The 26,642-nt window shown below is 59.7% G+C and carries 30 protein-coding genes; 12 read left to right on the top strand and 18 right to left on the bottom strand.

Annotated elements, in window-relative coordinates:
- Positions 1–27: 27 nt before the first annotated feature.
- The 11 genes from Q1A20_RS22995 to gspG form a co-directional block, all read right to left on the bottom strand.
- Positions 28–1,440, bottom strand: a complete 1,413-nt coding sequence (locus tag Q1A20_RS22995) for a VPLPA-CTERM sorting domain-containing protein (protein ID WP_299409684.1) — start codon at positions 1,438–1,440, stop codon at positions 28–30.
- Between the two features lie 190 nt (positions 1,441–1,630).
- Positions 1,631–2,086 (bottom strand): SRPBCC domain-containing protein, encoded by a 456-nt coding sequence (locus Q1A20_RS22990; RefSeq protein WP_299409681.1) that lies wholly within the window; start codon positions 2,084–2,086, stop codon positions 1,631–1,633.
- Positions 2,076–2,414 carry a helix-turn-helix transcriptional regulator gene (locus Q1A20_RS22985; RefSeq protein ID WP_299409679.1) on the bottom strand — a complete coding sequence of 113 codons (339 nt, stop codon included), beginning with the start codon at positions 2,412–2,414 and terminating at the stop codon, positions 2,076–2,078. The genes Q1A20_RS22990 and Q1A20_RS22985 overlap by 11 nt, the downstream gene beginning before the upstream one ends.
- A gap of 71 nt (positions 2,415–2,485) precedes the next feature.
- Positions 2,486–3,241 carry a DUF4198 domain-containing protein gene (locus Q1A20_RS22980; protein WP_299409676.1) on the bottom strand — a complete coding sequence of 252 codons (756 nt, stop codon included), beginning with the start codon at positions 3,239–3,241 and terminating at the stop codon, positions 2,486–2,488.
- A gap of 4 nt (positions 3,242–3,245) precedes the next feature.
- Positions 3,246–3,902, bottom strand: a complete 657-nt coding sequence (locus Q1A20_RS22975; protein ID WP_299409673.1) for an anti-sigma factor — start codon at positions 3,900–3,902, stop codon at positions 3,246–3,248.
- Positions 3,899–4,498, bottom strand: a complete 600-nt coding sequence (locus Q1A20_RS22970; RefSeq protein WP_299409671.1) for a sigma-70 family RNA polymerase sigma factor — start codon at positions 4,496–4,498, stop codon at positions 3,899–3,901. Before Q1A20_RS22970 ends, Q1A20_RS22975 begins: the two co-directional genes overlap by 4 nt.
- On the bottom strand, positions 4,498–6,396 hold the full coding sequence (gene gspD / locus Q1A20_RS22965; protein WP_299918960.1) for a type II secretion system secretin GspD: 1,899 nt from the start codon (positions 6,394–6,396) through the stop codon (positions 4,498–4,500). Before gspD ends, Q1A20_RS22970 begins: the two co-directional genes overlap by 1 nt.
- Before the next feature lie 5 nt (positions 6,397–6,401).
- Entirely contained in the window at positions 6,402–7,268 is an 867-nt protein-coding gene (locus Q1A20_RS22960) for a type II secretion system protein N (protein ID WP_299918958.1), read from the bottom strand.
- Positions 7,265–7,639: a type II secretion system minor pseudopilin GspI gene (gene gspI, locus Q1A20_RS22955; protein WP_299918956.1), complete on the bottom strand. Its 375-nt coding sequence runs from the start codon at positions 7,637–7,639 to the stop codon at positions 7,265–7,267. The genes Q1A20_RS22960 and gspI overlap by 4 nt, the downstream gene beginning before the upstream one ends.
- Positions 7,640–7,644: 5 nt before the next feature.
- Entirely contained in the window at positions 7,645–8,121 is a 477-nt protein-coding gene (locus tag Q1A20_RS22950; RefSeq protein ID WP_299918954.1) for a Tfp pilus assembly protein FimT/FimU, read from the bottom strand.
- Positions 8,118–8,594, bottom strand: coding sequence for a type II secretion system major pseudopilin GspG (gspG, locus tag Q1A20_RS22945; RefSeq protein WP_299918951.1), 477 nt, complete (start codon positions 8,592–8,594; stop codon positions 8,118–8,120). The genes Q1A20_RS22950 and gspG overlap by 4 nt, the downstream gene beginning before the upstream one ends.
- Positions 8,595–8,680: 86 nt before the next feature.
- On the opposite strand from gspG, the gene gspL reads away from it, so the two are divergent.
- Genes gspL through gspK form a run of 7 tightly spaced genes read left to right on the top strand, consistent with a single transcriptional unit; the run spans position 8,681 to position 15,344 of the window.
- Positions 8,681–9,850: a type II secretion system protein GspL gene (gene gspL / locus Q1A20_RS22940; RefSeq protein ID WP_299918948.1), complete on the top strand. Its 1,170-nt coding sequence runs from the start codon at positions 8,681–8,683 to the stop codon at positions 9,848–9,850.
- Positions 9,850–10,287 (top strand): type II secretion system protein GspM, encoded by a 438-nt coding sequence (gene gspM / locus Q1A20_RS22935; RefSeq protein ID WP_299409652.1) that lies wholly within the window; start codon positions 9,850–9,852, stop codon positions 10,285–10,287. Before gspL ends, gspM begins: the two co-directional genes overlap by 1 nt.
- Positions 10,284–11,747 carry an ATPase, T2SS/T4P/T4SS family gene (locus Q1A20_RS22930; RefSeq protein WP_299409649.1) on the top strand — a complete coding sequence of 488 codons (1,464 nt, stop codon included), beginning with the start codon at positions 10,284–10,286 and terminating at the stop codon, positions 11,745–11,747. Before gspM ends, Q1A20_RS22930 begins: the two co-directional genes overlap by 4 nt.
- A 2-nt stretch (positions 11,748–11,749) precedes the next feature.
- Entirely contained in the window at positions 11,750–12,940 is a 1,191-nt protein-coding gene (locus tag Q1A20_RS22925) for a type II secretion system F family protein (protein WP_299409646.1), read from the top strand.
- 33 nt (positions 12,941–12,973) lie between these two features.
- Positions 12,974–14,041: a penicillin-binding protein activator gene (locus Q1A20_RS22920; protein WP_299918944.1), complete on the top strand. Its 1,068-nt coding sequence runs from the start codon at positions 12,974–12,976 to the stop codon at positions 14,039–14,041.
- A complete protein-coding gene (locus tag Q1A20_RS22915) occupies positions 14,038–14,532 on the top strand; it encodes a type II secretion system protein J (RefSeq protein WP_299409641.1) in 495 nt (164 codons plus the stop codon). The genes Q1A20_RS22920 and Q1A20_RS22915 overlap by 4 nt, the downstream gene beginning before the upstream one ends.
- Positions 14,529–15,344: a type II secretion system minor pseudopilin GspK gene (gspK, locus tag Q1A20_RS22910; RefSeq protein WP_299409638.1), complete on the top strand. Its 816-nt coding sequence runs from the start codon at positions 14,529–14,531 to the stop codon at positions 15,342–15,344. The genes Q1A20_RS22915 and gspK overlap by 4 nt, the downstream gene beginning before the upstream one ends.
- 72 nt (positions 15,345–15,416) lie before the next feature.
- Here the strand turns inward: gspK and Q1A20_RS22905 are convergent, their stop codons facing one another.
- Together Q1A20_RS22905 and Q1A20_RS22900 are read right to left on the bottom strand one after the other, a co-directional pair.
- Positions 15,417–15,644, bottom strand: a complete 228-nt coding sequence (locus Q1A20_RS22905) for a hypothetical protein (RefSeq protein WP_299409635.1) — start codon at positions 15,642–15,644, stop codon at positions 15,417–15,419.
- Positions 15,645–15,669: 25 nt separating this feature from the next.
- Positions 15,670–17,277, bottom strand: a complete 1,608-nt coding sequence (locus Q1A20_RS22900) for a DUF4331 domain-containing protein (RefSeq protein ID WP_299409632.1) — start codon at positions 17,275–17,277, stop codon at positions 15,670–15,672.
- Positions 17,278–17,512: 235 nt separating this feature from the next.
- On the opposite strand from Q1A20_RS22900, the gene Q1A20_RS22895 reads away from it, so the two are divergent.
- A complete protein-coding gene (locus Q1A20_RS22895; protein ID WP_299409630.1) occupies positions 17,513–17,965 on the top strand; it encodes a prepilin peptidase in 453 nt (150 codons plus the stop codon).
- Here Q1A20_RS22895 and Q1A20_RS22890 read toward each other — a convergent pair.
- From Q1A20_RS22890 to Q1A20_RS22870, 5 genes are all read right to left on the bottom strand, one after another.
- Positions 17,962–18,456, bottom strand: coding sequence for a cupin domain-containing protein (locus tag Q1A20_RS22890; protein WP_299918940.1), 495 nt, complete (start codon positions 18,454–18,456; stop codon positions 17,962–17,964). The two genes, Q1A20_RS22895 and Q1A20_RS22890, sit on opposite strands and share 4 nt — an antisense overlap.
- Before the next feature lie 20 nt (positions 18,457–18,476).
- Entirely contained in the window at positions 18,477–19,076 is a 600-nt protein-coding gene (locus tag Q1A20_RS22885; protein ID WP_299918938.1) for an RNA polymerase sigma factor, read from the bottom strand.
- 48 nt (positions 19,077–19,124) lie between these two features.
- Entirely contained in the window at positions 19,125–19,586 is a 462-nt protein-coding gene (locus Q1A20_RS22880) for a hypothetical protein (protein WP_299918935.1), read from the bottom strand.
- Positions 19,587–19,755: 169 nt separating this feature from the next.
- Positions 19,756–20,547 (bottom strand): molybdopterin-binding protein, encoded by a 792-nt coding sequence (locus Q1A20_RS22875; protein WP_299918933.1) that lies wholly within the window; start codon positions 20,545–20,547, stop codon positions 19,756–19,758.
- Position 20,548: 1 nt separating this feature from the next.
- Positions 20,549–21,262: a cytochrome b/b6 domain-containing protein gene (locus tag Q1A20_RS22870; protein ID WP_299918930.1), complete on the bottom strand. Its 714-nt coding sequence runs from the start codon at positions 21,260–21,262 to the stop codon at positions 20,549–20,551.
- Positions 21,263–21,422: 160 nt separating this feature from the next.
- Here Q1A20_RS22870 and Q1A20_RS22865 point away from each other — a divergent pair, with 160 nt between their 5' ends.
- The 4 genes from Q1A20_RS22865 to Q1A20_RS22850 all read left to right on the top strand — a co-directional run.
- The gene (locus Q1A20_RS22865) at positions 21,423–21,974 is read left to right on the top strand and encodes a fasciclin domain-containing protein (RefSeq protein WP_299409615.1); all 552 of its coding nucleotides are present in this window, start codon (positions 21,423–21,425) and stop codon (positions 21,972–21,974) included.
- Positions 21,975–22,150: 176 nt separating this feature from the next.
- A complete protein-coding gene (locus Q1A20_RS22860) occupies positions 22,151–23,386 on the top strand; it encodes a putative DNA modification/repair radical SAM protein (protein ID WP_299918927.1) in 1,236 nt (411 codons plus the stop codon).
- Positions 23,387–23,394: 8 nt separating this feature from the next.
- Positions 23,395–24,837 (top strand): UdgX family uracil-DNA binding protein, encoded by a 1,443-nt coding sequence (locus Q1A20_RS22855; RefSeq protein WP_299918925.1) that lies wholly within the window; start codon positions 23,395–23,397, stop codon positions 24,835–24,837.
- Between the two features lie 181 nt (positions 24,838–25,018).
- The coding region (locus Q1A20_RS22850) for a hypothetical protein (RefSeq protein ID WP_299409609.1) at positions 25,019–26,642 on the top strand (1,624 nt) is incomplete at its 3' end.

The following is a 26,642-nucleotide window of genomic DNA, read 5'->3' as shown; positions in this document are numbered from 1 at the left end:
GGCCACCTCCTGGCAAAGCAAACCCGCTCAGGTTTTCGTAACGCGTCTGCGCCGCATCGCACCGAGCCCGCCGAGTGCCAGCCCAAGCAACCAAGCCGATGCAGGCAAGGGAACCGGCGTCGGTGACGCGGCCAAGACCTCGTACCGCAATCCCTCCGCAGTGCCTTCGCCGAAGCCTTTCCAATAGGTGTGATCTTCCCGGAAGGTACCATCCTCATTCACAGACCAGACGCCCTCGCCCCCGATGTCCAGTAGATCGAGATACGCGCTTTTTTCGGCTTCGCCTTTCAGCTCAACATCCAGCCAGGACGTGACGAAGTGCTGGCCGACGTTGTTCATGAATACCGTGTCCCAAACCGCATCGATATAGTGTTCGGACACGTTGAACCCCAATCTGTCATTGAAATAGAAGCTCTCTTCTGGCGCGGGGATAGGGGCGACCGTATTGTGACCGCCACCGTCGAATGTCAGCAGGGCACGGTCCACGCTGGTTGCGCCCTCCCAGATCTTGCGCACGCCGTCCTCATAGAGGGAGGTGGCGTCCTCCGATCCGGCAATAAACAGCATCGGGATCTCAATGCCCGCCAACCCTTCGGCGTCCCAGAAGCCAGTGTTCATGCCCCAGGGGCCGATGGCAATGGCTGTCTTGATCCGCGGATCGGGGAGCGCTTCATGCGTTTCGCTGCCCGCCTGATGGATGCCCAGCGTCCCTTGCGGCCCACCCCAGGGATAAGCGACCGAGGTTTCGGTCACGCCGCCACCCGCAGTGACAATCGCGCCATAGCCGCCCATCGAATACCCCAGCAGACCAGTGTTATTTGCGTCAATCAGCCCGGCCAGGTCAGAGGTTTTATCATCGTTCATCTGCGCCATCTGCTCCAGTACGAACAGCTGATCCAGAGATCGGTTCACCAAGGTCGATCCGAACGCCGCCTGTGTGCGGTAGGTTGAATCGGTGTGATCGATGGATGCGACGACATACCCCTTGGAGGCAAGGTTTTCAGCCAGATGCGACATCAAAAAACGGTTGCCCGGATATCCATGGCTCATCAACAGCAACGGGAACGGATCTGTGCTTTCCGCAGGTGCCGCATCACGCATTGCGCGCCCCTCAAGGGTCACTTCCGTGGTTCCGTCACGTAGAAACGTTTTTAAGGACGTATCGCCCGTCGCCCCTTCGGCCGCAGGGTACCACATTTCCACCGTCAAGGGCCGGTCATATCGCGGCAGTTCACCTGACCCGTCGCCTGCGGGATCAACGGACAGAATGTCGATCTGGTCCTTATTCAGCAACTCGATCTGACGCACACCAACAGGCAGATCGCCATAGGCCGCCAGTTCCGGTGCATCGGTCGATTGCCCATCGATCCTGTTCTGCGCCGCAAGTGGTGTTGCGACCGCTGATGCGATCATAGCCGTCGTCAGAGCGATATGCCTCATGCGTAGTCCTCCCAAGGGTGATGAACCCGATAAATCTTCATCGTCGAGGTATAGCTTGCTACCACCCAGCACCCTAAGCAGACTTTCGAAACGATTATGTGACTGGCGGGTTTAAGCCGAGACCGCCCGGGCTGGTGGCGCGCATCTTTTGGATCTCAACGCGGCTCCGTCGGAGCCCAAAGGTGCCCTGCTAAGCCGCGCGCCTTTCACCGTCAAAGTATCGCGCCAGCCTCTCAAAGGAGGCGGTCCAGCCCGCCTGGATGACTTTGCTGAGCTCGCTGGGCAGAACAGACTGGGTCAACTTCACCTCGGTCCTGTTGCCACGCGGGATAAACTCCACGTCCACCTGCATGGTCTCGCCTTCCGCCATCCCCGGCATTTCGTAAGCAAGGCGCGCTGGGGGTTCAAAAGCCGTGAATTTCCCCAGGATCGGGTAAACCCCCGCGCCCGTGATTGTCATGGCGTGCTCATACTTACCACCCACCTTCGCCTCGATCTCCGATTTGACATGTGTGGTGTTTTCGCAGCCCCACCATTCCTGCGTCTGCCCCGCTTCGACCCAGGCGGCAAACACATCCGCTTGAGGCATTTCATAAAGACGCGAGATCGTGAGAACGCCATTTTCGAATGAAGTCTTAAGGGTCATCTTTCCTACTCCGTTTTTCGGCCAGAATTTCGTCTACTGCGTCAAAATGCTGTTTCCAGAACATAGTATACTGTGTGATCCAGGCCGCCGCCTGTTCCGCGGTATCGGATCGGGCGCGCACATGGGTTTCGCGGCCAATCTTCCACCGCTGCACCAACCCTGCCGCCTCAAGAACCTTCAGGTGCTTGGTGATCGCCGGCTGCGACATGTCATAGGGTCGAGACAGTTGCGCGACATTCGCGTCCCCCTCCAAGAGCTGCGCCAGAATACCACGCCGCGTTGCATCGGAGAGCGCCCCAAAGACGAGATCGAGCTGCCTCGAATCCATAACCATTTGGTTATGATAATCGATTCACTCTTGCCAGGCAAGTCGGTCAATCGGAAGCCTGAAGATCAGCGTCAGCGCTTTTCCGTTTGTAAATACAGCGACACCCAATCGCTTTCGAGGTCGCTGTAAGCCCCCTCAAGTTCAATGATGACCGCGTTCAACAAGCACTGCGATGCAGGGGGCAGCGGGAGAAAGATCTTTCCCTGCCCATCTGTTGTCACCTCCTGCCGAGCCACTGCAGACGCGCCCTGTGGGGAGCGGCAATAAATCTGCACAGGGTGGTTTGCGATCACGCCGTGACGATCATGCAGGATAAATCCGTCTTCCACCGCGACCCATTCCCGATCCGATCCCACGCGCCTATCCGCACCGCGCATGGCTCCGAAGTGAACCAATAACTTGGAGGACCGGCGATAGTGTTCGGTGATTTGCGCGTCGGGTAGGGTTTTCGCAGCGGGCGAGGTCAGAAGGGCCTCCTGCCCAACCGATTTCAAAAACTGCAGCAGCTTGTCCTGGGAGGGATACGTCAGGGATTGCTCAAAGGATGAGACCGTCAGACTGTGCAACCCCGTACCGAAAGCTTGCAGCTCCTGCAAACCGCCGCGAACGGATTGCCCGCTCAAATCCGCCCTACACTCGGGACTGGACCACACAGCGTATCGATAGGCGCGCGGATCAAATGGGTATGGGCGGCCCTCAAGATTTTCGCCGATGCGCACGGTTACCGAAAGTGCCGCTTGTGGATCGAGCATGAACGCATCCGGCTCAAGCCAGTACTCATGCGCATTGGCAACCTGAGACACGAGACACAGCAGCGCCAGGCTCATCACTCTAAACATCCTCGAACACGCCCGCAGATAGCACTGGCCCCGTTGGCGCGCCGGTCGGGGACCCGCCCGGCGGTTCAAGGCTGATGGCCAGGGTTACGCCTTCTGAAATCAAAACATTGCCCTGCACTTCAATCTGGCCGTTTGGCGGGAGAACGCCAAGAGAAACCGGCACGCCGGTCTCGCCGATGGCCCAGACCTCAAAATCGCGGTCTGTCGGCGCGCGCGCTTCCAACACGGTCACAGTCAACCCCCGATCATCTTGATCAAAGGTTGCTTCAAAAGCGTATCCCGTTTCCACGGCATCCAGGCGGGCAATATATTCGGGCGCGTCCGGGGAAAGTCCAAAGCCGACAAAAACCGCTATGATCGCGGCGGCCACCACCGCACCAGACCAGACCGAAATGCCGCGCCACCATGTTTTGCGGGCCTTTTCCTGGCCGAACAACCGCACATCAATTGCGTCTTTCACCCTCGTTGGGGGCGTTTCGGGATGATAGGCCGCATCAAACGGCGAAAGCCTGTCCTCCCATTCCACGACAATCCGCGCCAGCTCTGGCGATCCATTCAGTTGATCCACAAATGCTTTCCGCTCCGCATCTGACATCAGGCCGATGACATATTCTGCGGCCTCCGCGTGTTGTGTTTCAGTATCCGTCACAGCGAATTCTCCTTCAGACATTCACGCAATGACAAAAGACTGCGGCGCAGCCAGGTCCGCACGGTATTCAAGGGCATCTGAAACCTGTCGGCCAATTCCTGATAGCTGTATCCCTCGACGTAGGCAGATGTCACAGCTTCGGCTTTGCGCGGGCTTAACTTGTCCAGACACCGATTCAGTTGTTGTCGCTGCATCGATTGTGCTGTCATCGCTTCAGGCCCCGGTGCCGGATCAGCCACATCACTGGCATCCGTGATCGGCACCGCCGGAGGTTTGCGCCGCCTCAGACGGTCGATGGACAGGTTGCGCGCAATCGCGATCAACCACGACATCGGTTGCGCCTGCCCGGGCCGGAAATGATCCGCCTTCTGCCAGATGCGTACGTAGATATCCTGTATCGCATCCTCGGCTTCACCGGGGTCTTTCAACATCCGCAGGGCGACCCCGAAGAGCTTGCGAGACGTCAGTTGATATAGCGCATCAAACGCGACGCGGTCTCGCAGCGCCACGCGGCAAATCAGGTCTGACAGGTCTTCCCCGATCTGCGTCTCAGAAAACGCCTGTACCTGCCCATCGGTTGCAATCGTATTTTTCATCAATAGAGCCCTCCAATTTCCAGTCGCACCGGCGCGCGGGTGACCTTTGCCTTGCCCCTTTGTTCTGCCCGCGCACCACTTAGCGCCTTAAGGCGTGCGTCGTAGGTTTTGCGAATATCCGGCGCGGATCTCAGGATTGTGGGCTTCAAGAAGACAAAAAGCGTCCGTCGGTTCCGGGTGGTGCTGCGTGATTTGAAAAGATTGCCCAAAATCGGAATGTCCCCTGCCCCCGGCACTTTTTGCAGGCTTTCCAGATCGTCTCGCGTGATCAGCCCGCCCAGCACGATGGTCGCGCCATCATCCGCCAGAACACTCGTTTGAATGGATCGTCGATTCGTGATCAGGTCGGCTGCGCCCTCCAGGTTGGCGTTGACCAGCGAGGAGACCTCCTGGCTGATGTCCAGACGTACCACATCGCCTGCATTGACCCGTGGCAATACATTCATGGTGATGCCGACATCACGCCGCTCGATCGTCGTGAAAGGCTGTACCGTGTTGCCATCGGTCGCAAAAGACCCGGTTCGAAACGGGACGTTCTGGCCTACCACGATGGAGGCAGCCTGATTGTCCAGCGTGGTGAGGGAGGGCGTTGACAGCAGGTTGGCTTTGCTGGTCTGATTCAGCGCCTGAAGCAAAAGTCCGAAATTGTCGTTGCCGATGCTGAATGAACCGCCCGGTGGCGCCAGCGAGGCGTTTGGCACACCGATGGCGGCAAGTACGGAGCCAAGAGAAACACCACCGTTGCTGAACGATGTCGCCGCCAACCCACCCGGTGGGGCCAGATCGCCAAAGCCAAGCTGCGCGCTCAGCCGCTGTGCCACATCACCCGAAACCTCGACAATGGCGGCTTCGATCAGGACTTGTGCCCGACGTTGATCCAATCGCCCGACGAGGGCCACAACTTCGCGGATCTGCGCCGCTGTTCCACGAACCACAACCGCATTCAGTTCGGTTGAGGCCTGCACTGAAACCTCTGGTGTGTCTTCGCTGGCGGCGGTGCTTTGCAGGCTCGCGGTTTCAAGGCTCTCTGCAACAGGGTTGGTTAGACCCGCCGATCCGGCCAGCGTCGCCCGGACCAGTTCCGCCACCTGCGTCGCCTCGCCAAACCGCAAGCGGATCACTTCGGTGTTCAGGGCCACCTGCGGGTTCTCCTCTGGCGGAATATCCATCGAGCGCGCGAGATCCCCTATTTCTGCAAGGTCTTCGGCGGTGCCGCGCACCAGCAGCGTATTCGACACCGGATCAACCGACAGGCGCGCGCCGGTCGGGTCAGGCCCCAGGACCTCGGCAATTGCAGCACCAATGATCGCAGCCTGGGTGTGTTGAAACCGCAAAACACGAGACTGCCGCGTGTCCTCCTGATCCAGATCGGCAACCAGTTGCATGATCCGCGCGGTGCTTTCGAAGGTATCGGTGATCAGCACCGCATTGGGATCTTCCAGCGCCTCAATGGACCCCGAGGCCGCGACCAGCGGGCGCAGCACGCGAACAGCCTCAGCGGCGGGCAGTCGTTTCAACGTCACAAGACGCGTCACAAAATCCTGACTTCCCGGCTTTTGAGCGCCGTTGACCCGCGACGCCGTGCGGGCGGTCTCCAGCGGCAGCACCTGCCAGATTGCGCCGCTTTGCACGGCCTGAAATCCGCGAACCCGCAGAATGGACTGGAAAAGCTCCCAGGCACCTTCCGCATCCAGCGGCTCCGCCGATACGACGCTGATCTCCCCCCGCAGTTCCGGGTGAACGATCAGCGTGCGGCCACTGATCTTTGCCACCTGTTCTGCCAATACTGTGATCTCGGTATCTCGCAGGTTGATGACGAACTCTTCTGCCGCTGGTTGTGCCGACAGCGGCGACGCCATCAGCAGTGCGGCGAAAATCGTTGATTTGATGAGGCGCATCGCGGTCACCTGAGCGGAAATGAAAATGTGAGAAGCTTGTCGCCGCGCTGCACCTCCAGACGCGCCTGACCAGCGGCGGCAATTTCGTCATAGGCCTGGCGATCCTCATCTGGGTTTCCGACGGCTTTGCCGTTGACGCTGCGCACCAAATCGCCCGCCCGCAGACCAGCCAGTCGCACGCCGGGATTGTGTTTTTGCGCAATGCGGTAGCCCTCGTCTGCAGGCTCAAGCCCAAGGTCTTCGAGCACGGCCTCGAGGTTTTTGCGAATCTTCCGCCGCCAATAGGCGATGTAGTCAGACGTGGTTTCCGGCGCATCGATCTGCGGTTTTCGGTCTGCGACAACGACAGCGGCGCGCAACCGGTCGTTTATCGACGTATCGGTCGCGCTTTTGTCAGAGGTTTCGGTGTCGCGGGCGGGTGCCTCGTCAAAGCGCAAGATGACCTGACCATTTTCTGTCTGCACCGCGACGTGATCAGCGGCCAGCGTCGCAACGCTTAAATGCTCCGAGATCGCTTGCCCTTTCGCGTAGAGACCCTGCAGCCCTGCCACAGCGATCAAGGCAACCGAAGCCTCGGCACTTGCCGCCGAAAGAATGCCCTTCAGCTCCAAATCCGGCAATGTTTCGGTCGACGCCCCGGGTTTGGCAATCTGCGCAACGACGGGACGTCCAAAAGGTGCCAGTGCGAGCACTGCGGACAGGTCAAGCGTTTCCACGGGTGCATCCGCGCGATGAACCTCTGCCACGGCTGTTTTCTCCTCAATGAAGATGCCGAACGAATGCCGGACCACGGTCGGTGCCTGCCATGTGAACGAGGTGATCAAGGCTCCCGCCAGCCCCAGTTGCCCCAGATGCCAGATGTCGAATTTCATGTGCCATCCGCCTTTCGGACGTCGATAAAACCGGTGAGCAAGGCCAGAGCGGCATCGGACAGCCCGTTTGCGCGCGCCACCCGGATATCGACCCGCGCCAAATCGGGATCGGCGGTCGCGGACCTGTCTGTGGTCACGGCCCATAGACCTCCCATTGCGGTGACTTCGGCGGGCAATTCAGTCATGCCCAATTCCAGTTCGACCAGCCGGTTCTCCGCGACCCAGAGCGCCGTTCTGCGATCCGCGATCTGTCCGACGCGCGCCGCATGGGTCTGTGTCGCGGCAAGCAGGAAAACAGCGGCAGTCGACAGGATGCCAAGAGCTACAAGCGCTTCGATGAGGGTAAATCCCGCGTCTTGAACCCTTTGCATCCTGTCTAGTCTCCGCCTGTCTGAACCCATTGCGCGGTGACCCCGTCAAAGGTCACCTGATGCGCAAAAGGCCCCTGCCTCAATGTTACCTGCCACGGTGTGCTGCCTGCGGGCACCAGATACCGTGACACGGCAAAGACCATGTCTTCGTGGTCCTGCACCGAGATACGCATGGTGTCCGGAAAAGGTTTCAACCGACGCAGAGACGGATGCGCATGGGGCTCCCAACCACCCGCACCGATGGTCCAGAAACTATATCCCTCCGGCCCCGCCTTCACGCCAAAGCCTCGCTGATGGTCAATCGCGAACTGCACGGCAAGACGCAGATCCGCGACCAGCTTAAGCGCGGTCACCTCCGGCGCTGTGCCGGATGTTTTTGGGCGAAATGACATCGCAACCGCCCCGGCCATGATGCCAATCACGACAAGGACCACCAACATCTCGATGAGCGTCACACCGGCATCGCCCGCCCGGTGCCTCATTGCGACAGCCCCGCAGCCTGCCGATCGCCCAAGGCAATGTCCGAGGCAGGCCCGTCCCCGCCAGCTGCGCCATCAGACCCCAGCGACATCAGATCAAACCCGCCCACCGTGCCCGGCGATTGATAGACATACGCGTTTCCCCAAGGATCCTGCGGCAGGCTTGTCAGGTAGCCCCCCTGCGCCCAGTTGCGCGGGAGGGGCGGGCTGATGGGCGCCTCAACCAAGGCGGCCAGCCCTTGTGTGGTTGTCGGATAGGTCTGGTTGTCCAGCCGATAGAGCTCCAGCGCGCTTGCGATCGAACGCAAATCTGTCTGGGCAACGCTGGCGCGCGCCTCGTCCGGTCGACTGATCACATTGGGCACAATGATCGCGGCAACAACCGAGATCATTACCAGCACCACCATCATTTCGATCAGGGTTACGCCTGCATTGCCAGAGCGGGTGGGGAGATGTTTGCAGCTAAGTTGGGTCATGAAACCTTTTCCTTCTGAGTCTCGTAAATCTGAGTACATAGGCACAAAAAATCGTGTTGAAAAGATTTTTTATTGTGGAAAAACAAATGTTTACACAAGACGATGGTGGCTGCGCTGAAATCACTGATAGGGGTGCGATTGCCCCGTCACGCGCCCTCGTCCCGCATCCTCAGCCCCCCGTTGCTCCGGCTGTCTGCACTGCTCTGAAAGACAGATTGGTGCAAGCGGCCACAGCCGCCCATCTTGCCGCTCCCATTGTGGTGCCAAGCGCAAATGTCAGCCTTTTCAGCGTGTTTCTGCCGGTCAAAACCCATCGGCAACGCATGAAAGCACTGAGGTTCGCGTTGGTGGATCAGCTGTGCGAGGCACCAATCACATCGCAGTGCGTTCTGGGCCCGCTGATCGGTGACGATCACTACCTAGTAGCTGTCTGTGACGAAACCGCGCTGGCGCAGGTGGCGGTCGATCCCGAGCAAGCTGGTGTGGCCCTGCCCGACATTCTCGGCGTCCCGCGACCAGATGCAAAACGCCCTGCCTGGAACCTCTGGCGCGCGGGAAATGTGATTTACGTCCGGGCGTCCGATGGCACCGGGTTTGTGTGCCGTGCCGATGTCTTTGCGACGTGCTGGACCCTGGCCGATAAGCCTGAGCTCTTTTCCCTGACGCAGGCGCTACCGGATGGCGTGGAAGCAGCAGATATTTCCGCGAACCCACCGCCGCCCGACCCGCAGGATTTGCAATTGGACCTGCGACATGGCCGGTTCCGACACCGCAAAAAAGGGCCGCGTCGGTTTTTGCGATTTGCCGCTGCTGCGCTGATCTTCGGCGCTTTTGGCCAGATCTCCCTACTCGCTGCAGACGCCAGTGCATTGGCTAACATCGCAGAGCAGCGCATCGCGGATGTGTCAGACAGGCTCGCCCAGCGCGCCCCCAGTCTTGCGCCAGATCAGCCGTTGCGCCTGATCACTGCGCAGCTGGTCAACAAAAATACCCCCAAACAACAGGATCGATTCATGGCAACTCTGACCCATGCCTCCGCGGCGCTGAAACCTCAGGCCGATCAGATCACCTTTCGGGAATTGCGATACGGTGCGCGTGAGGGGGTTTTGACGCTGCTCGTACAGGGCAGTGAATTCGGGGTACTGCAGGCCGCCGAAGCAGCCCTGATCGATGCTGGATTGCGCGTCACCAGCGGTACGGCAACCGCGACGGAAAGCGGCGCAGAAGTCTTGCTTCAGATCAGGGCCGCATCGTGATGCGAGACCTGACCAATCGCGAAAAAGGCCTGCTTGGCCTGGCCATGCTGCTGACGATGGTGTCTGCAGCATGGGTGTTGATCGTAATGCCAATGATGACCGCGAGAGCGGCAAGCCTCACCGAAATTCGCAAAGCCGATGCGATTGCAGATTTGCTTGTCACATCCGTTGGTGAAGAGACCCGTCCTGTCGCACGTCAACCTTTGCAGACCATCATTACACAGCGGGCCGAGGCCGCCGATCTGACCATCCGCCGTTTGGACCCATCCGAAAACGCGATGTCCATCACGCTGGATGACGCCCCCTACAGCGCGGTGATCGGATGGATGGCCGCCCTGACCGAGCAGGAAGGTCTGCGCATCGCATCCGTAGAGATCGGACGCCGCACCACACCCGGAATCGTGGCCACACAAATTACGGTGGAAACAGATCAATGACTGCGCGGCTTCCCTACGCATTTGCACGCGACCATAACTTGCTTGTCCTGGAGGACGGCGAGACCTGTCTGGTGACCAACGACACACCGCTGACGGCCTTTGTTGAAGCACAGCGGCATCAGGCGAACTTACTGAGCTTGCGCAAGGTCTCCGCAAGCGTCCTCGCGGACCATATCGAAACTCAGTACCGCGACAATGCACATGAGGCTGCGGGCGCTGCGGCAGAGGCAGATTTTGGCGGTACAAATCTGGCGGAGTTGGCAGATAGCGCCGCGGCGGTCGATGACTTGTTGGACCAGCGCAACGAAGCGCCTGTTGTGCGCTTGATCAATGCGCTGCTGCTGGAAGCCATCCGCGAAAATGCATCAGACGTACATGTCGAGGTCGAGGAAAAACGTCTCGTCGTGCGATTTCGGATCGATGGCGTCATGCGTGACGTGCTGGAGCCATCGCGCGCGCTGGCCCCCTTGCTGTCCAGCCGGATCAAGGTGATGGGCAAGCTCGACATATCCGAAAAACGTGTTCCCCAGGATGGGCGCGTGTCCCTGCGCGTCGGCGAATACGAGCTGGATGTGCGCATTTCGACCTTGCCCGCGCAATACGGCGAAAGAGTTGTCCTGCGCCTGCTTGATCGGGGTCAAACCCGTGCCGGGGTGTCCAGCCTCGGGATGGGTACAGAGGCAGAGGCCGCTTTCAAAAGAATGCTGAAGCGACCGGATGGTATTATCCTTGTCACCGGTCCGACGGGATCGGGCAAAACCACCACGCTCTATGCCGCGCTGGATGCGCTCAATGACCGTCAGCGCAACATCATGACCATCGAGGACCCGATTGAATACGCCCTCGCCGGGGTGGGTCAGATGCAGGTGAACGCCGCCACCGATCTGACCTTCGCACGCGGTTTGCGCGCCATTCTGCGGCAGGACCCCGACGTGATCATGGTCGGTGAAATTCGTGATGGCGAAACCGCGCGCATCGCTGTGGAAAGCGCAATGACAGGTCATTTGGTCCTGTCCACCCTGCACACCAACACCGCGTTGGGCAGCATCGCGCGGCTGATCGATCTGGGCGTGCAGCCGTTTCTACTGGCCCCGATGATCCGCGGGCTTATTGCGCAACGCCTGGTGCGCCGAACTTGCACGGAATGCGCCGTGCCTGTCCCGATCACCGCCTTCGAAGCGGCCTCACTGAGCATTTCACCGGAGGCAACCGTGCAGCGTGGCGACGGATGCATGGCCTGTGGGCAAACCGGCTATCGCGGACGGGTTGCGCTCTACGAAGTGGTCGAAGGCAGTGCGGTTTTGGAGCATGCAATCACCGTGGGGCTGTCCGAGGCCGAGATCCAAGGAATCGCACGCAAACAGTCAAAAGGCCTGATCGAAGATGGTTTGGAAAAAATCCGTGCCGGTCTGACCACCCCACAGGAAGTGCTGCGCGTCACCTACGAGGGCGGGGCCTGACGATGCCGTTCTTTCACTACGTCGCAGCAACAGAGAACGGCCGCACCCAGCGCGGAAAAATCGAGGCCTCCAGTGCCCAGGCCGCGACACAGGCGCTGCGCACACAGCGACTTCTACCGGTGCAGATCAAAGCAGCGGGTCCGAAGGTGACCTTTGCCCTGCCCGCCAGGAAATCCCTGTCATCCAGAGAATTGGCCGCTTTGACCCGTCAAATGGCCACCCTGCTCGAAAGCGGCGTGCGCATCGAAGACGCGCTGACGGCAGTCGCATATCAATCAGGGGCACGCCCTGCCCGGATCGTCCGCAGCCTGCACGAAAACATCCTGCAAGGTCAGAGCGTGGCCGCCGCACTTGAGCAGCACTCGAAATCCTTCGACACGTTCTACACCTCGTCAGTGCGCGCTGGCGAACGTGCCGGACGACTGGGCGCTGTCATGGCCCATCTGGCGGATCACGTGGAGACGAGATCAAAAAACCAGAGCAATGTGCAGCTTGCGCTTATCTATCCAGCAATCCTTGCGCTTGTGTCGCTCGCGGTGGTCACGGCGCTGCTGGTTTTTGTTGTGCCCGATATCGTGCGGGTTTTTGCGAGCCGTGGCGCCGAATTGCCGGGCCTGACACGTGGGTTGATCGCCCTGAGCGAAGGCATCCGGGTGTGGTGGCCTTGGCTCACCCTCACGCTCGCAGCCGTCTCCGCCACAGTCTGGCAAATGATGCGCCTGCCAAAATTTCGTACGGAATGGCACCGTTTTCTGCTCAAAACGCAATTGAACCGGCAAATCGCCGCAACCCAGTTTTCCGGCACGCTCGCGACCCTCACGCAAAGCGGTGTGACACTGAATGATGCACTCGAAGCCGCCAGTGGCACAGTTGGGAACATCGCGTATCGGGATATCGTCCGCGAGGTGGCCAGTGCCGTGCGGGACGGTGCGGCTCTATCGCAGGCCATGGCCGGTCACCGTGTTTTCTCCGCGATGATGATCACGATGGTTGCAAGCGGCGAGGCGGGAGGATCCTTGCCGCGCACCCTGTCCCGTTACGCCAACGATAGTGCACAGTCGCTCAACGCGATTGTGAAAGCCCTGGTGGGTCTTGTCGAGCCGCTGGTCCTGCTGGTCATGGGCGGTATCGTCATGCTGCTTGTGCTCGCGATCCTGCTGCCGATCGTAAATCTCAACAATCTCGTCGGTTGAATACCCCCTGAAACCTCAGAAGGATATCACGCAATGCACGCCTCTTATTCTCGTCGCCGGTTCTTGTCGCGCCTCACGGCATTGGGGGCCGTGCCGCTACTGGGTGCCTGTGCGCAGACAACCACCCCCCGGGGCGCACCAACCATCCAACCCGCCCGCACCGCGCTGTTGCTGCCGCTGTCGGGTCCAAAAGCGGATCTGGGCCAGACGATGGCCAAAGCGGTGTGGCTCGTCGAGGACAGCAGAGGGCTGCCCCAGCGTGTCGAGATTTTCGACACCGGGCCAACCCCGCAGGGGGCCGTTGCAGCAGCAAACCGAGCGGAGGACGCGGGTGCAGAGGTCGTTATCGGGCCGTTGTTTTCAGATCACACCGCGGCGGTGATGACATCGCCCCCCAAAGCGCAGGTGGTCACACTGTCCAATGATGACCGCCTGGCCGCCACCGGCGCATGGGTCTTTGGCGTCACCCCCGCGCAGTCCGCAATCGCCGCTGCGGGGTTTGCCAGGAAAAACGGTTGGGGTTCCATCGCGCTGATGCAGCCTGGTGGCGACTTTGGTGCCCAGTCCGCAACAGCGCTTGCCGCCGCTGCAAAAACCCACCGACTGAAACTGATGCCGCCGGTCCCACTGGCAGCATCTGAGGGTTTGCTGGAACAGCTGAAAGAGGCAGAGGGCGGTCAACTGCCAGACAGCCTCTACTTGCCATCGGCCGGTGCCAAAAGCAGGCGTGCGGCGCAGACCGCTGAACAGGCCGGCCTGGGCGTTATCGGATCGCTGCAGTGGGCGGATGTCCCGACAGCTGCCTTGAGCCCGCTGAAAACACTGCGGTTTGCCGGACCTGATCCGCGGCTTTTCAACAGCCTGTCCTCTAGCTACCAAAGCCAGCTGGGGGAGGAGATGGGTATTCTGTCAGGCCTTGCAGTGGATGCGGTCATGTTCGCCAACAGCCTCCCCAGAGACCGGAACGGACGGGTGCAAATAACCGGCACGCCCCCGCGCGAGGGCCTGCTTGGTCAATGCTCGTTTCGCAAAGATCGAACCTGCGCGCGCCAGCTTGCCATTCTCCAGCTTAAGAACGGGCGGGTCAGCAAAGTCGCATGACCCACCGCGACCTCCAAGCTGGTGTCACGTTGATCGAAATGCTTGTGGCGCTTTCCGTGTTTTCCATGATCGGTCTGGCCAGTTTTACCGTGCTCGACACAATTCTGCGCACAGACAGCCAGACCGGTGGCCGGTTGGAAGAATACACCGATCTCGACCGCGCGTTCCGGATTTTCGAAGCAGATGTCCTCCGAGCGCAACCGGGTCTTTCGCTCGGCGAGGGTTGGGTCGAGCTGACGACGGCGGAAAGTCAGGTGACCTATCAATCACAACAGGAGGGTCTGGTCCGCAGGATCGAGCGACCAGGCATGCCCGCAGTTGCACAACAGATACTCCCCCTGCCCGCATCGGCCTCCTGGCGCACCTTATCTGACGACAGCACTGCTGCCATCGCACCCGGCGTCGAAATGACCCTCTATCCTGATGGCGCGCGTTCCGCGGCCATTCGCAAGCTGGTCCTGCTTGCGCAAAACCTCCCGTTGCCTGAATGACGCGGCGCCAGGATCAAGGTGTTGCGCTGGTCAATGTCTTGCTGGTCATGGCAATATCCGCAGCCCTGGTTCAGACCATGCTGCTGTCACAGGAGAAGGCAATATCCGACACGCAAAAGGCGTCGGATCGGGCGCAGGCCTTTGCCCTTGCCAAGGGCGGCGTAGCATCGTTGCGCACCGCGTTGGCGCGGGATCTGCGCGCGGCCCCGGAAAGCGATCACCTGCAGGAGGCGTGGGCGCGGGTCGCGCAGGAGCAGGTTACCTATGATTTCGGCAGCTATTCGGTGTCCATCGATGATGCACAGGCGCGTTTCAATCTCAACAGCCTGAGCCGCAGTGCCATTGCACAACAGCGGGTATTTTCTGCGTTGCTGACGGCTTTGGAACTGCCGACTGAACTTGGTTCGCAGATCACCGACGTCATCGCCCGCGAGGGGCCGTTGGTCTCTGCGGCAAAACTGCGCGCGCATGGCATAAGTGACCGGTTTGTGGAAGATCTTTCCCCCTACATCACCGCGCTGCCAGCGGGGCAGTTGATCAACCTGAACACCGCGCCGGAGCCTGTGCTGGAGGCGGTTTTTGCTAATCCGATTGTCGCACGCAACCTGAGCGCGCGGCGCACGGCCCAAGGCTATCTGACCGGCAAGGATCTCTCTGACCTGGGCGTCGTGCAGCCTACGCTCGCCGGGTGGCGGTCGGACAGCTACGATATCGAGGTGCGCGCCGCGGTGGGCATGGTGGATCTGTCCTACGAACGCAGAGTGGTACGTGATCCGGAGACCGAGCTGGTCATCGATATGCCGCGAGACTGATGCCGGAGACAAAGAAGCGCCGCCGGAGGTTTCCGGCGACGCCCTGTGCTTGGGTTCCGTTCTATGGACAGATCAGAATTCGAACGGCTCTGCCGTACGGTCCAGAGTCAGGGTCACGAGATCGACATTGACCGGCGTGTCGTTGCGCCCCTGATTGAACGCCATCTGGAAATCGCTGCCAAACGCGGCAACTGCTGACGCAACGCCAGCCTCGCCGCTCGCGCCCTCCCCGTCGACGCAGGCCACAAGGCCAACCGCGACGAGGATGAGGCATCCGGTGCGAAAAGAGAAAATCGTCATGTTTTTGTCCTTTCCGTGCAGCGGATCAATTGGGCGATCCGGGGATCGGCGCGTTCAGATAGGGAAAGCGGTTCTGCAACTCTGTTGCCGCAATCGGCGCGCCGTCCGTAAAGGCGGCGCCCCCCACAGGCGCATCCCCTTCCGCGCAAAGCCCCAGATTGATCAGATCGCTGGCATCATCCTCAACCGCACCGTCAACGCCCAGTTCCGCGCCAAGGGGGACGGGGTGGCACAGGGCACCCATTGCAACGCGCAACGACACGTCGATGATGTCATCCCCCGGACGACGCCCGTTCGGGAAACCGGCCAGATCCTCTCCAACGACACCCAACGTGTGCTGTTCTGCACGCGGCGTGGGCGCAATGGCCGTATTCAGACGCAGCATTTCGCCCTGCTGCACATTCGCCGGCTGATTGAGCCCCGGAAAGCCGGTCAGGTAAGTTGTGACAAGGTCCTGGCGGGGGAAGTTGGACGGCGCGATGTCATCGGCAGCGCCAAGTGGCGTGCGAAAGAGAATATCGACAAGTGCCGGGAACGTCGGATTGGTGACATAGGTGGCCAGATCGACATCGTCGATGGGCTCGGAGCCGTTGAAGCGATCCTTGTCCGGGATACCAATGACAATCTCGTTCACCAACGGCGTAGAAATCCGCGACTGCTGCACCCAGGCACCACCGATCTTGGAGGTGGCCTCATAGCCCGGGGTCGCATCTTCCAACTCGGCCTGCGCCAGGCTCGACGTGGTCCAGCCCCCGATCACCGTTTCATCACCCGATGTCAGGCAGGAAATCGGCATCTCCAGCGCAATCGTGGAGACGTTGACCTTGCCAAAGACATCATCGTTGTCGCGGCTCTGCGTGATGCCGCCGTCCTGACCGCCGCCATCACCCGCACCGGGCGCGCTGTCCCCCTCAATAGGGACCAGATTGATGAGGTCAAAAACTTCGCCGAGGTTCAGCGCAAAACCATCCGCACGCTGACCGACAAACACCCGACCGGTTGTTTCACAGCCCGGCACATCGATGTCGTAGATGTATTGATCTGCATAAGCATCATAGTCCGGCAGTGTGTTCAGGCCGACGTGATCCAGCGGTTTTGTGAAGGATGCGCTTGCTGAGCCAGCACGTGTCACCACGCTGCGCGTGCCACTCCGCCGGTCCCCGCGGACCAGTGTGACACCATAGCTTTCGGATTCGTTCAGCAACGACTGGTCGTTGAGCAGGATTTTACCCGCATATTTCAGCGGAATGGCAACCTGTTCGCCGTTGATGTCGAGCCCGATACCAGCGCCACCATTGGCCAGCTGATTGTCAAATTCGAACTGGAAAGTCAGATCTTCGATGGCATCGCCGTCGTTGTCGATGTGGATCTCATAAAGCGCATCCGCATCCATGGTGTAATAGCTTGGGCCACCGTAGTTCACCTGCAGGGGCTGATAGTTGGCCAGCAGTGTCACATAGTCTTCGCGGCCGGGTTCATAGCTGCGGAAGATGTAGAAATCGGTGCCATCCACCTTGGGGTGTTCAGTGATCGCCGGGGCTTCGCGGTGCGACGAGGCCGTCACAGGGGCTGCTGCCGCCATCAGCGCCGCGGCAAGCAGACTGCTCATGGCAAGGGGTCGTTGGGTCTTCATGGTTTTTCCTCACGTTTTGTTTCACGCAAAGCTTCTCCGTTGGCAAAAGATGCATCTTTTGCCTGGGCTTTGCGCGACAGCGGTTTCGGTCCTGTCGCGGGGTCTCCGCTGCGGGATTGTTCAAGCTGTATTCACTAAAACGGGCGCTTCCGAGAATTAGTTTCAGCCGCTGCAACAAATACCGAAGGCGCCTCGTATTGCTTGATAGACAGGGTTGTTTTCGGGAGAGAATGCTATGATTGCGTCACCTGATGCCGTGCAGGTCATCGCCACCTTATGGCTGATGGTGATCCTTGGCTGGATCAGCCTTTGGGACATTTCCCATCTGCGCATTCCCGACCTGGCCAATGGCCTGCTGGTGCTCTCAGGACTTATGATCGCAGCGGTGACCACTGGCGGCTGGCCAATATCACAGCTCATTGGACTGACGATAGGGTTTGCCGTTTTTACAGGCCTCGGAGAGGTATATTTCCGCCGCACAGGCGTCGATGGCCTGGGTCTGGGGGACGCCAAACTGCTCGCAGCGGCAGGGGCCTGGCTGGGGTGGGCGGCGCTACCCGGGCTGGTCGCCCTCTCCGCCCTGTCAGCGCTCAGCTATGCGCTGATCCTGAAACGTCAAAGGCTGGCCTTTGGCCCGTGGCTTTCGGCCAGCTTTCTGCTGCAGTGGTGCGTTCAAACCTTTACCTAGGCGCTCACAAGAACGAGGCAGCCATTAGGCATGGTAATCTCATGATGCTCGGTGCCCGGCAATGAACACTGGGCATCCCCCGCGGTGTAAAGCTTGTCGTTCATCCAGAATTCGCCCTCGATGATAAAGAGATGCTCAGCCCGATTATGGACATGCGGCTTGATCCGCGCACCCGGCAAACAGCGCAAGAGATACATGCATCTGCCCGTGTCCGGATCCTGGGTCAGGATCTTTTTCCAGACGAATTCCGACCGTTGCTCCCACGTCCCCTCATCTGCTCTTTGGACCTGCGTGGGCTGTAAGGGTTCCGCGTCCAACTCGGCTTCAATCGCCGCGAAAAGATCATCCGGCGGCTCCGCACCGGGCAGCGACTGGGCCACGGGTGCCATCTGCGTAAGCAGCTCATCCGTCTCACCGCCAAACTGAGGCATCGTGCCCGGAATGGCCGGGATTGTGTTGAGGTTGCTTACCATTTTATCCAGTGAACGCATTATGTTGTCGGTGTCCTGTGTCATTCCATTGCCTCGCGCAAAGCGGCTAATCCGCGTCGTACCCAGCTTTTTGCCGTGCCGACGGGTATGTCCATCACACTCGCCAGTTCGATATATGTGTAGCCCTGAAAATAGCAAAGCATCAGCGCCTTGCGATGATCGGGGCGCAGGTCCGCAAGAAGACGGCGGATCACCAGGCTGTCGAGCGTATGGCTTGCCGGGTCATCAAGATTGGAGAACTCCGGCACATCATCGGTAAATTCAACAAAGCCACGGGTGCGTTCTGATCGCAGCCGGTCAATCGCGCAGTTGCGGGCGATGGTGCCGATCCACGACAGCGGGTTGCCGCTTTCAGGCCGGTACTGATGCGACCTTTTCCACATGCGGACAAAGGCTTCCTGGGCTACCTCCTTGGCGAGATCGTGATCCCGCATGATGGCGAGGATCACCCCGAAAACGTATCGCGCACTCAGATCGTAAAACCGGCGAAAGGCTGCCCTGTCACCCTCCGCGCAGGCTGCCAGCAATTGTGCCAGTTGTCGGCATTGTTCCGTCGCAGCCATAGGCTTGGTTTCGCTCTTTTTCGATTCCGATGCGGGCACCAGTCTGGTCACTCCCACGGCAGTCTCCCCATTCTGTTGGCACCTAGCAAGGACGGAGACCCAAGCTCAAAAGTTGCAGCGCATCAGAATTTTTTCTTCAGATGTCATCAGCGGGGTGCCTGAAATCTCCGCATCGTCTTCGGGCGCGGTCAGTTTTTCCTTTTCCTGATAACCGCTTAGGACGATGCCAAGATGAGAGTTGTTCTTGCATTTTTCGGCGACAAAACTTCGCAACGCCGCCCCTTCAAGTGACACCGCGCCCAGTGACAACCACGCATCACCCGGCGCCGGGCGGACAATGATCTGCTGTCCCGCGCCTTGGATCGCCACCATGCCCAGCGTGGAAACTGTTGCGGCAAGGGCACCCGCCGCAAAAACCAGGATCATCCGTGCCGACCCATGATGCCGCGCTCTGGGGGGCCTGCTGGCATCCTTATCGTTGTCCAGCTCCGCTTCGATGTCATCCAGCAGCCCCTGCCCCGGACGCGCCACGTCAAGCGATTCAGACAGCGGCGCAAGAAGACGCATATCCCTTTCGCGTGGTCTTGCGCCTCTAATGTCGTACCGCTTGCGCAGAGAGGATAGAATTTGAGAACTGAGGGTCATCACTTCGCGTCATGGTTGAGGGTTTCCTGTGTATCAGGAAAGGACGGGCCAGCAGGTAAGACGGATGCACCTGACGTGGCGGAATGCGCACTCAAATGCCTGCGTACCATTCATATCCGCGATCTTCCCAATACCCACCCCGTCCGCGCCCAAAGGTCTCAAAGCTGTCGACCACTTCGATGGCGCGGATGTATTTGGCCATTTTATAGCCCAACTGGCGCTCCACCCGCAGGCGCAAAGGCGCACCATTTGGTACCGGAAGCGCCGAACCGTTCATGCCGTAGGCCAGAATGGTTTGCGGGTGCATCGCATCCACCAGGTCGATGGTCTCGTAGTATTTGACGCCCCCTGACAGGCTCCGCTCAATCGTATCAAAACAGTGGAACAGCACGTATTTGGCGCCGGGCAGCACACCAGCGCGCTCCAGCACGGTCGCGAGCGGCACGCCGGTCCATTGGGCGATGCAGCTCCACCCTTCCACACAGTCGTGACGCGTGATTTGACTGCGCGCGGGCATCGCGGAAAGTGCTCGCAGAGACAGCGACAGCGGGCGTGCAACCTGCCCGGAAACCTCTAGCCTGTAGGTCTCGAATTCTGCATTGAGGTGCTTGAGGTAATCCGCATCCTGCGGGTTGGTAACGCCGTTGGGTCGCTGCGGTTGACGGATGTCGGCGGGTTGGAATTCCTGCGCCAAGGTGTCCCGGTCCAGCAGTCCGCGTTGCGCTGCCATCGTCAGCGTATTTGCGCGTTCCATATAGGCTCGCAGCGGATGATCAAGATCGCTCAACCCATCAAGGATGTTGCACCCACCCAGGGCTATCGCGCCAAGGCCCGATCCTGTCATGCGCAGGGCGCGGCGGCGGGTGATCAATGCGCCTGCCATCTCACTCACCCTCATCCAGATGGTACCAACCGGTGATCATGGATCGCATCTCGTTCACCGGACCCGCCAAAAGCACCATCGCAACATGAACGATGAAAAAGGCTAGAAATCCAAAAGCGGCGCAGAAATGAAGGGTGCGCGCGGTCTGACGCCCCCCCAGTACCTCCGACAACCATGGGACTGCGGCGTTGATGCCCGGTGACATGGCAAGCCCCGTGGCCACGATCAGCGGAAACAATATGAAGAGCACCAGACCATAGCTGAGCTTTTGCAACGGGCCGTAGTGCCGCCGATGCGGCAGTCGCAGGCGCAAGTGCACGCGCACATCCTCTTTGAAATCCCGCAAATCCGCTTTGTGCGGGATGAGATCACAGATGAGATGCCCGGATAAAAGCGCCCCTAAAAACCACAGAAACAGGCTGCCCACCAGAACCCAGGCAAAGAAAAAGTGGATGATCCGCCCTGTCGCCAGATCCACACCGCTTGGGATCGTTGCCCATGCCGGAAAGGCACGCGCGCCCGACCCAAGCGAAAGCACGGTATTGTCAAAGTCAAACCCCGATTGGTCGCCAAGATATAGCGTTGGATGCGCGTTGAATATCTGCAGTCCAGACCCCAGGAGGAAAAACATCGACAGCGCCCAGGCCCAATGGGTCAGACGTGTGATGCGCGTTTGCCGTTTGATCCACCGGCTTCTTTTGCTGTTGCTATGCATGTTCTGCCTGCCTTGTTGATTGCCCTGAGGTACGCAATGCGTCCACCTAAGGTTTCGGCGTGGACCGATTTCGTGACTTTGAAACTTTCCGGGGTGACCACCCGTCTCTTGAGCAATCCCTCATGCAGCGAGGGAGTGATCAGAAATGAAAGGAAATCAGATGATCCAAACGCTCAGACTCTCTTCGACCGTCGCCGCCCTCATGTTGGGCACCGTCACCTTTGCGGCCAATCCGGATGTTGGCGGCGCGCCGATGTTCACCGACAAGAACATTGTCGAAAATGCCGTGAATTCAGCAGATCACACCACCCTTGTTGCGGCAGTCAAAGCAGCGGGCCTTGTCGACGCGCTCATGGGCGAAGGCCCGTTCACAGTCTTTGCACCCGTCAATGACGCTTTTGCGGCTCTGCCCGCTGGGACCGTGGAAACCCTGCTGAAACCCGAAAACAAGGGCACATTGACGAAAGTTCTGACCGCGCATGTGATTGCCGGGAAGCTGTCGGGCCAGGAGCTGATGTCCAAGGCACGCGCCAGTGCCGATGGTTTCTTTCATCTCAACACGCTCTCGGGCGACGCGCTCTCGGCGCAGGTCAAATCCGGCGTGCTCTACGTCTATGACGAAAGCGGCAATGCAGGTCGGGTGACCATCGCGGATGTGAACCAGTCCAACGGTGTCATCCACGTTGTGGACACCGTGTTGTTGCCAAAATAATCTGTTCATACCGGCGTGCATTGGAAAAGAGGGGCAATACTGCTCCTCTTTTTTCATTTGGGAGGACAGCTGAACCGCCGGATTGCTTTGCCAGACATATACCATTTCAGGTGTCGCCCGTGCCGCAAGTGAATTTACATATTGCCTCACCCCAGATGAGAACATAAAGTGAACAAATGGCGCAGCTCTCCCTGAAATCCAAGCTCGCAATCCTGAGCGATGCGGCGAAATACGATGCCTCTTGTGCGTCTTCCGGATCGTCCCGGCGCGATTCTCGCGATGGAAAAGGTCTGGGATCAAACGAAGGTAGCGGCATTTGCCACGCCTACGCCCCCGACGGTCGCTGCATCAGCCTGCTGAAAATTCTCATGACGAATTTCTGCATCTACGATTGCAGCTACTGTGTGAATCGCGTGTCCTCGAATGTGCCACGCGCCCGGTTTTCGGTGGATGAAATCGTCAGGCTGACCATCGACTTTTACCGTCGCAACTATATCGAAGGTCTGTTCTTGTCCTCCGGCATCATACGCTCACCCGATGCCACGATGTCGGACATGGTGCAGATCGCGCGCAAACTGCGCCGACAAGAGAATTTTCGCGGATACATTCACCTCAAAACCATCCCCGACGCAGCGCCGGAACTCATTGAGGAGGCAGGCCTTCTGGCCGACCGTCTTTCGATCAACGTTGAATTGCCGACGGATACCTCGGTAACACGCTTTGCGCCGGAAAAGAGCCCGCAGCAAATCCGCCAGGCGATGGCAAATGTTCGGATCCTCAAAGACAGTGCAAAGGACCGCTCCCACACCGGTAAGCGACCCCCGCGTTTCGCGCCAGCGGGCCAGTCTACCCAGATGATCATTGGGGCAGACGGATCAAACGACACGATGGTTTTGCGGCAATCCACACGGCTTTATGCCAGCTACCGGCTCAAACGTGTCTATTACTCTGCCTTCTCGCCCATCCCTGACAGTTCGGACAAGCTGCCATTGATCAGCCCGCCCTTGCTGAGGGAACACCGGCTGTATCAGGCCGATTGGTTGCTCAGGTTCTATGGGTTCGCGCTAGACGAGATCACTTCGGCGACGCCGGACGGCAATCTTGATCTACAGATCGACCCGAAACTGGCCTGGGCGCTGCAGCACCGCGGCCTGTTCCCGATGGATGTGAACACCGCTGACAAAGACATGTTGCTGCGCATCCCGGGCTTTGGTGTCAAAACGGTCAACCGTATCCTGACCACACGTCGCCACCGGCACCTGCGCTACGAGGACCTCCTGCGCATGGGCGCATTAATGAAAAAGGCGCGCGCCTTTGTCACGGCGGGCGGGTGGAGCCCCTCGAAACTGACGGATAGCGCTGATCTGCGGGCGCGATTTGCGCCGCCGCCTGAGCAACTTTCCCTGCTATGACGCAGCACATGACCGTGCCCAGAATCGGGGCCGCAGCCGCCTGGCGGGACGCCGCACGCGGATTGCTGTCCAGAGGCACGCCGCCCGAGCATGTCACATGGGGCGATGACGCGATGGCGCGCGGGCTCTTTGATGAGACGCCCGCACCGATCCAGCCTTCGGAAATCCGTGTGCATCGCAGCTTCGTCAGCCTCGCCAACAGCGTTGTCTGGCACAACGACCCGCAGCGGTTTTCGCGCCTCTACCACATGCTTTGGCGGTTGCAGTCGCAGCCCTTGCTCATCGGTGATCGTGGCGACCCGGCGATGGCGAAATTGCGCGCCATGGAGAAGAATGTGCACCGTTGTCAGCACAAGATGAAGGCCTTCGTGCGGTTCCGCGAAATCGGTGATCCGGCTGCACCACGCCGGTCATTTGCTGCATGGTTCGAGCCGACACACCACACGGTTGAGCCGACAGCGCGATTTTTCCAACGCCGATTTGGCGATATGGACTGGCGCATTCTGACGCCGGATGTCTCGGTTTTCTGTGAAGGGGGGACGTTGAGGTTCGACACGGATCGCCCCAAGCCTGACCTGCCCGATGACGCACATGAAGACCTGTGGGTCACGTATTTCCGCAATATATTCAATCCCGCGCGGCTCAAGGTACAGGCGATGCAATCCGAGATGCCAAAGAAGTACTGGAAAAACATGCCCGAGACCGCATCGATCCCCGAGCTGATCTCGACCGCCCCGGCCCGTGCCCGCGCGATGGCTCAAGCCGCGCCAACCTTGCCGCCTGCGCGGATGGCGCAGGTGCAAGCGATGCAGCGCCGCAATCTGTCGTCCTGGGGCGGCCCGATCAGCGATCTGCCCGCAGCCATCCACAGTTGCACCCGGTGCCCCCTGCATGCAACCGCCACGCAAGCGGTGCCGGGCGAAGGCCCGACAAATGCCGATCTGGTGATTGTGGGTGAACAGCCGGGCGATCAGGAGGACCTGCGCGGCAAACCTTTCGTGGGTCCGGCAGGCCAGGTCTTTGATGAGGTTGCAAAGCGCGCAGGTCTTGACCGCAACACTGTCTACATCACCAATGCGGTCAAGCATTTCAAATTTGTGCCGCGCGGAAAGCGCCGGATCCACCAACGTCCCAACGTATCCGAAATTGAGCATTGTGCCTGGTGGCTGGATGCCGAGCTCAAGCTGGTTTCTCCCAGGCTTGTTCTTGCCATGGGGGCTGTCGCGGCCAAAGCCCTGACAGGATCGGAGGCAAATATCTCAAACCAGCGTGGCACGGTCGAACGCGGACGGTTGGGCAACGCGGTTTTGATCACCTATCATCCCTCCTATATTTTGCGCCTCAGCGACAAGGCAAAGCGGGAACAGGCTATCGCCGATTTTCAGGACGATCTTCGTCTGGCGGTGCAGGAGGCCCGGGACCCAGGCAACCCTAAGCGGCCAGACAACTGAGGCTTTTCATTCCGTTTGACAGGAACAACTTCCTCTGTGGATTTTTGCTTCAGACCTCAGGCATAAATGCGATCTGGCGCTCCTATCGACGGCAAGCTCGCGCATTTTGCATGACTTGTGGCTGGTTTTGTCTAAGCTCTGTTTCCAACGATCTCGAGATTCAACCTGAAAGGGAATTGCCTTGGCTGAATATGCCACTCCGGCACATGCGCATGGCGGCAATCACAAAGCCACGGCAAAGGCGTCGCAACCCGAACAACTCGAGCTTGACCCCGAAAGGGCAGCGCATGAAACCCATCAAACCGCAGGTTTGAGAGGCTTGCAGCATGCGCTGAGCAGTAATCCGGCAACACATCACTTGCACCAACTGCAAAAGGCTGCGGGCGCGGGCACCCCGAATTTGAAGGCGCTGCAGGCCAAAGCAGGTAAGGACCCAGCAGTTCAACGGATGCACGACCTGCAACAGGTGGCAAATTCAGGTCCCGCGATGCTGCCGCTTCCCCAGATGATGCACCGCGTCGCCACACCAGGAAATTCACCAGATAGGATCGTGCCGCAGGTTGGGAATAGCCAGCCGATATCGCAGCTGCAATCTCACCAGATAAAACCGATGGCCTGGCGCAGTTCGACGCCCCTGCAACGGCAGAATGCGCCCACCGGACGGGTACAATATCCGGCACTGATCGGCGCCCCCAACACCCCCTGCCCTTCAGGATTTGCAGATCAGATGGGCGCGACCGTTACGCAAATGTTGCGGAAAGACTACCACAAGTGGCAGGGCTCATTGCAAGCCGGGTTCGGCCCCCACGGCGTCATGCATCAAGGGAACCGGAGCACCGTCGCCCGTTGGAAAAACACCGGGTCGGTGGCACAGCGCCTGAAAATTCCGCTGACCCAGAAAATGAAGGCCGGTCTCGTCATGGCCGAAGCCAGCCTGACCATCATTGCAGGGATTGCGGGGCTGGTGGCGGGCGCCGGGTTCGGCGCCATTCCATTGGTTGTCCCGTCGATCCTCGCATTGATCGTTGGGGCGCTAAAATTCGGCCGCGGCGCGTTGATGTACCGCGAAAACGCACCCAAAGGGTTAAGGCTCGCGGCCATTGATACCATACGCACGATCGAGGCCATCGTCGCCGGCGTTGGTGCCTTAATGGCCGATCCGACGTCTTTTTACAAAATTCCGTCGATGATCTTCGCAATTGCCAAACTCGTCCGATCACTCGCGACCGCATTGGCAGATCTGCTCGACGGTAAGGGCGGATGGAAAACAGCGATTTTTGTAAAGGGGCTCAAAGGCTTGTCAGCGCTGGCGCATACGGTTGAGGCGGTCACAGCCGGGTTCTCGGCAGGTGCGGGCATCGTCGATGGCATCGGGACCATGGCCAGCGGCGCTGAAATGGCGGCAGGGGTTGGGAAAACGGCGGCAAGTGTCACAGGTCTTGGGATTGCCGGGGCAAAGGCGGTCCGCGCGGGCGATCAGGCCGGGGCCTTCCTGTACGGCGCGCCTGCGCCACAGCCGGGTCCGGGGGGCGCTGCCCCTGTCGCAGCGCCGGGCGGGCCGGGCCCCGGACCCGATGCTGGGCCACAGAATCTGCCGCCCGCACCCGCTGCCGCCCCCGTCCCGGCGCTTGCACCCGCAGTTGCGCCAACCGATGCCCCGGCACCCGCAGCTGGCCCGGTTTCGGTGCCCGTTCCCGCGCCTGAACTTGTTCCCGCGCCAGCGGCCAATCCTGCTCCTGCTCCTGCTCCTGCTCCTGCTCCTGCTCCTGCTCCTGCTCCTGCTCCTGCTCCTGCTCCTGCTCCTG

Origin of the sequence: uncultured Roseobacter sp. (genome assembly GCF_947501835.1) — a bacterium.
Classification (GTDB): Bacteria; Pseudomonadota; Alphaproteobacteria; order Rhodobacterales; family Rhodobacteraceae; genus Roseobacter.
Note: the sequence above shows the minus strand (reverse complement) of the source record. Positions and strands in the feature narration are given on the sequence as shown.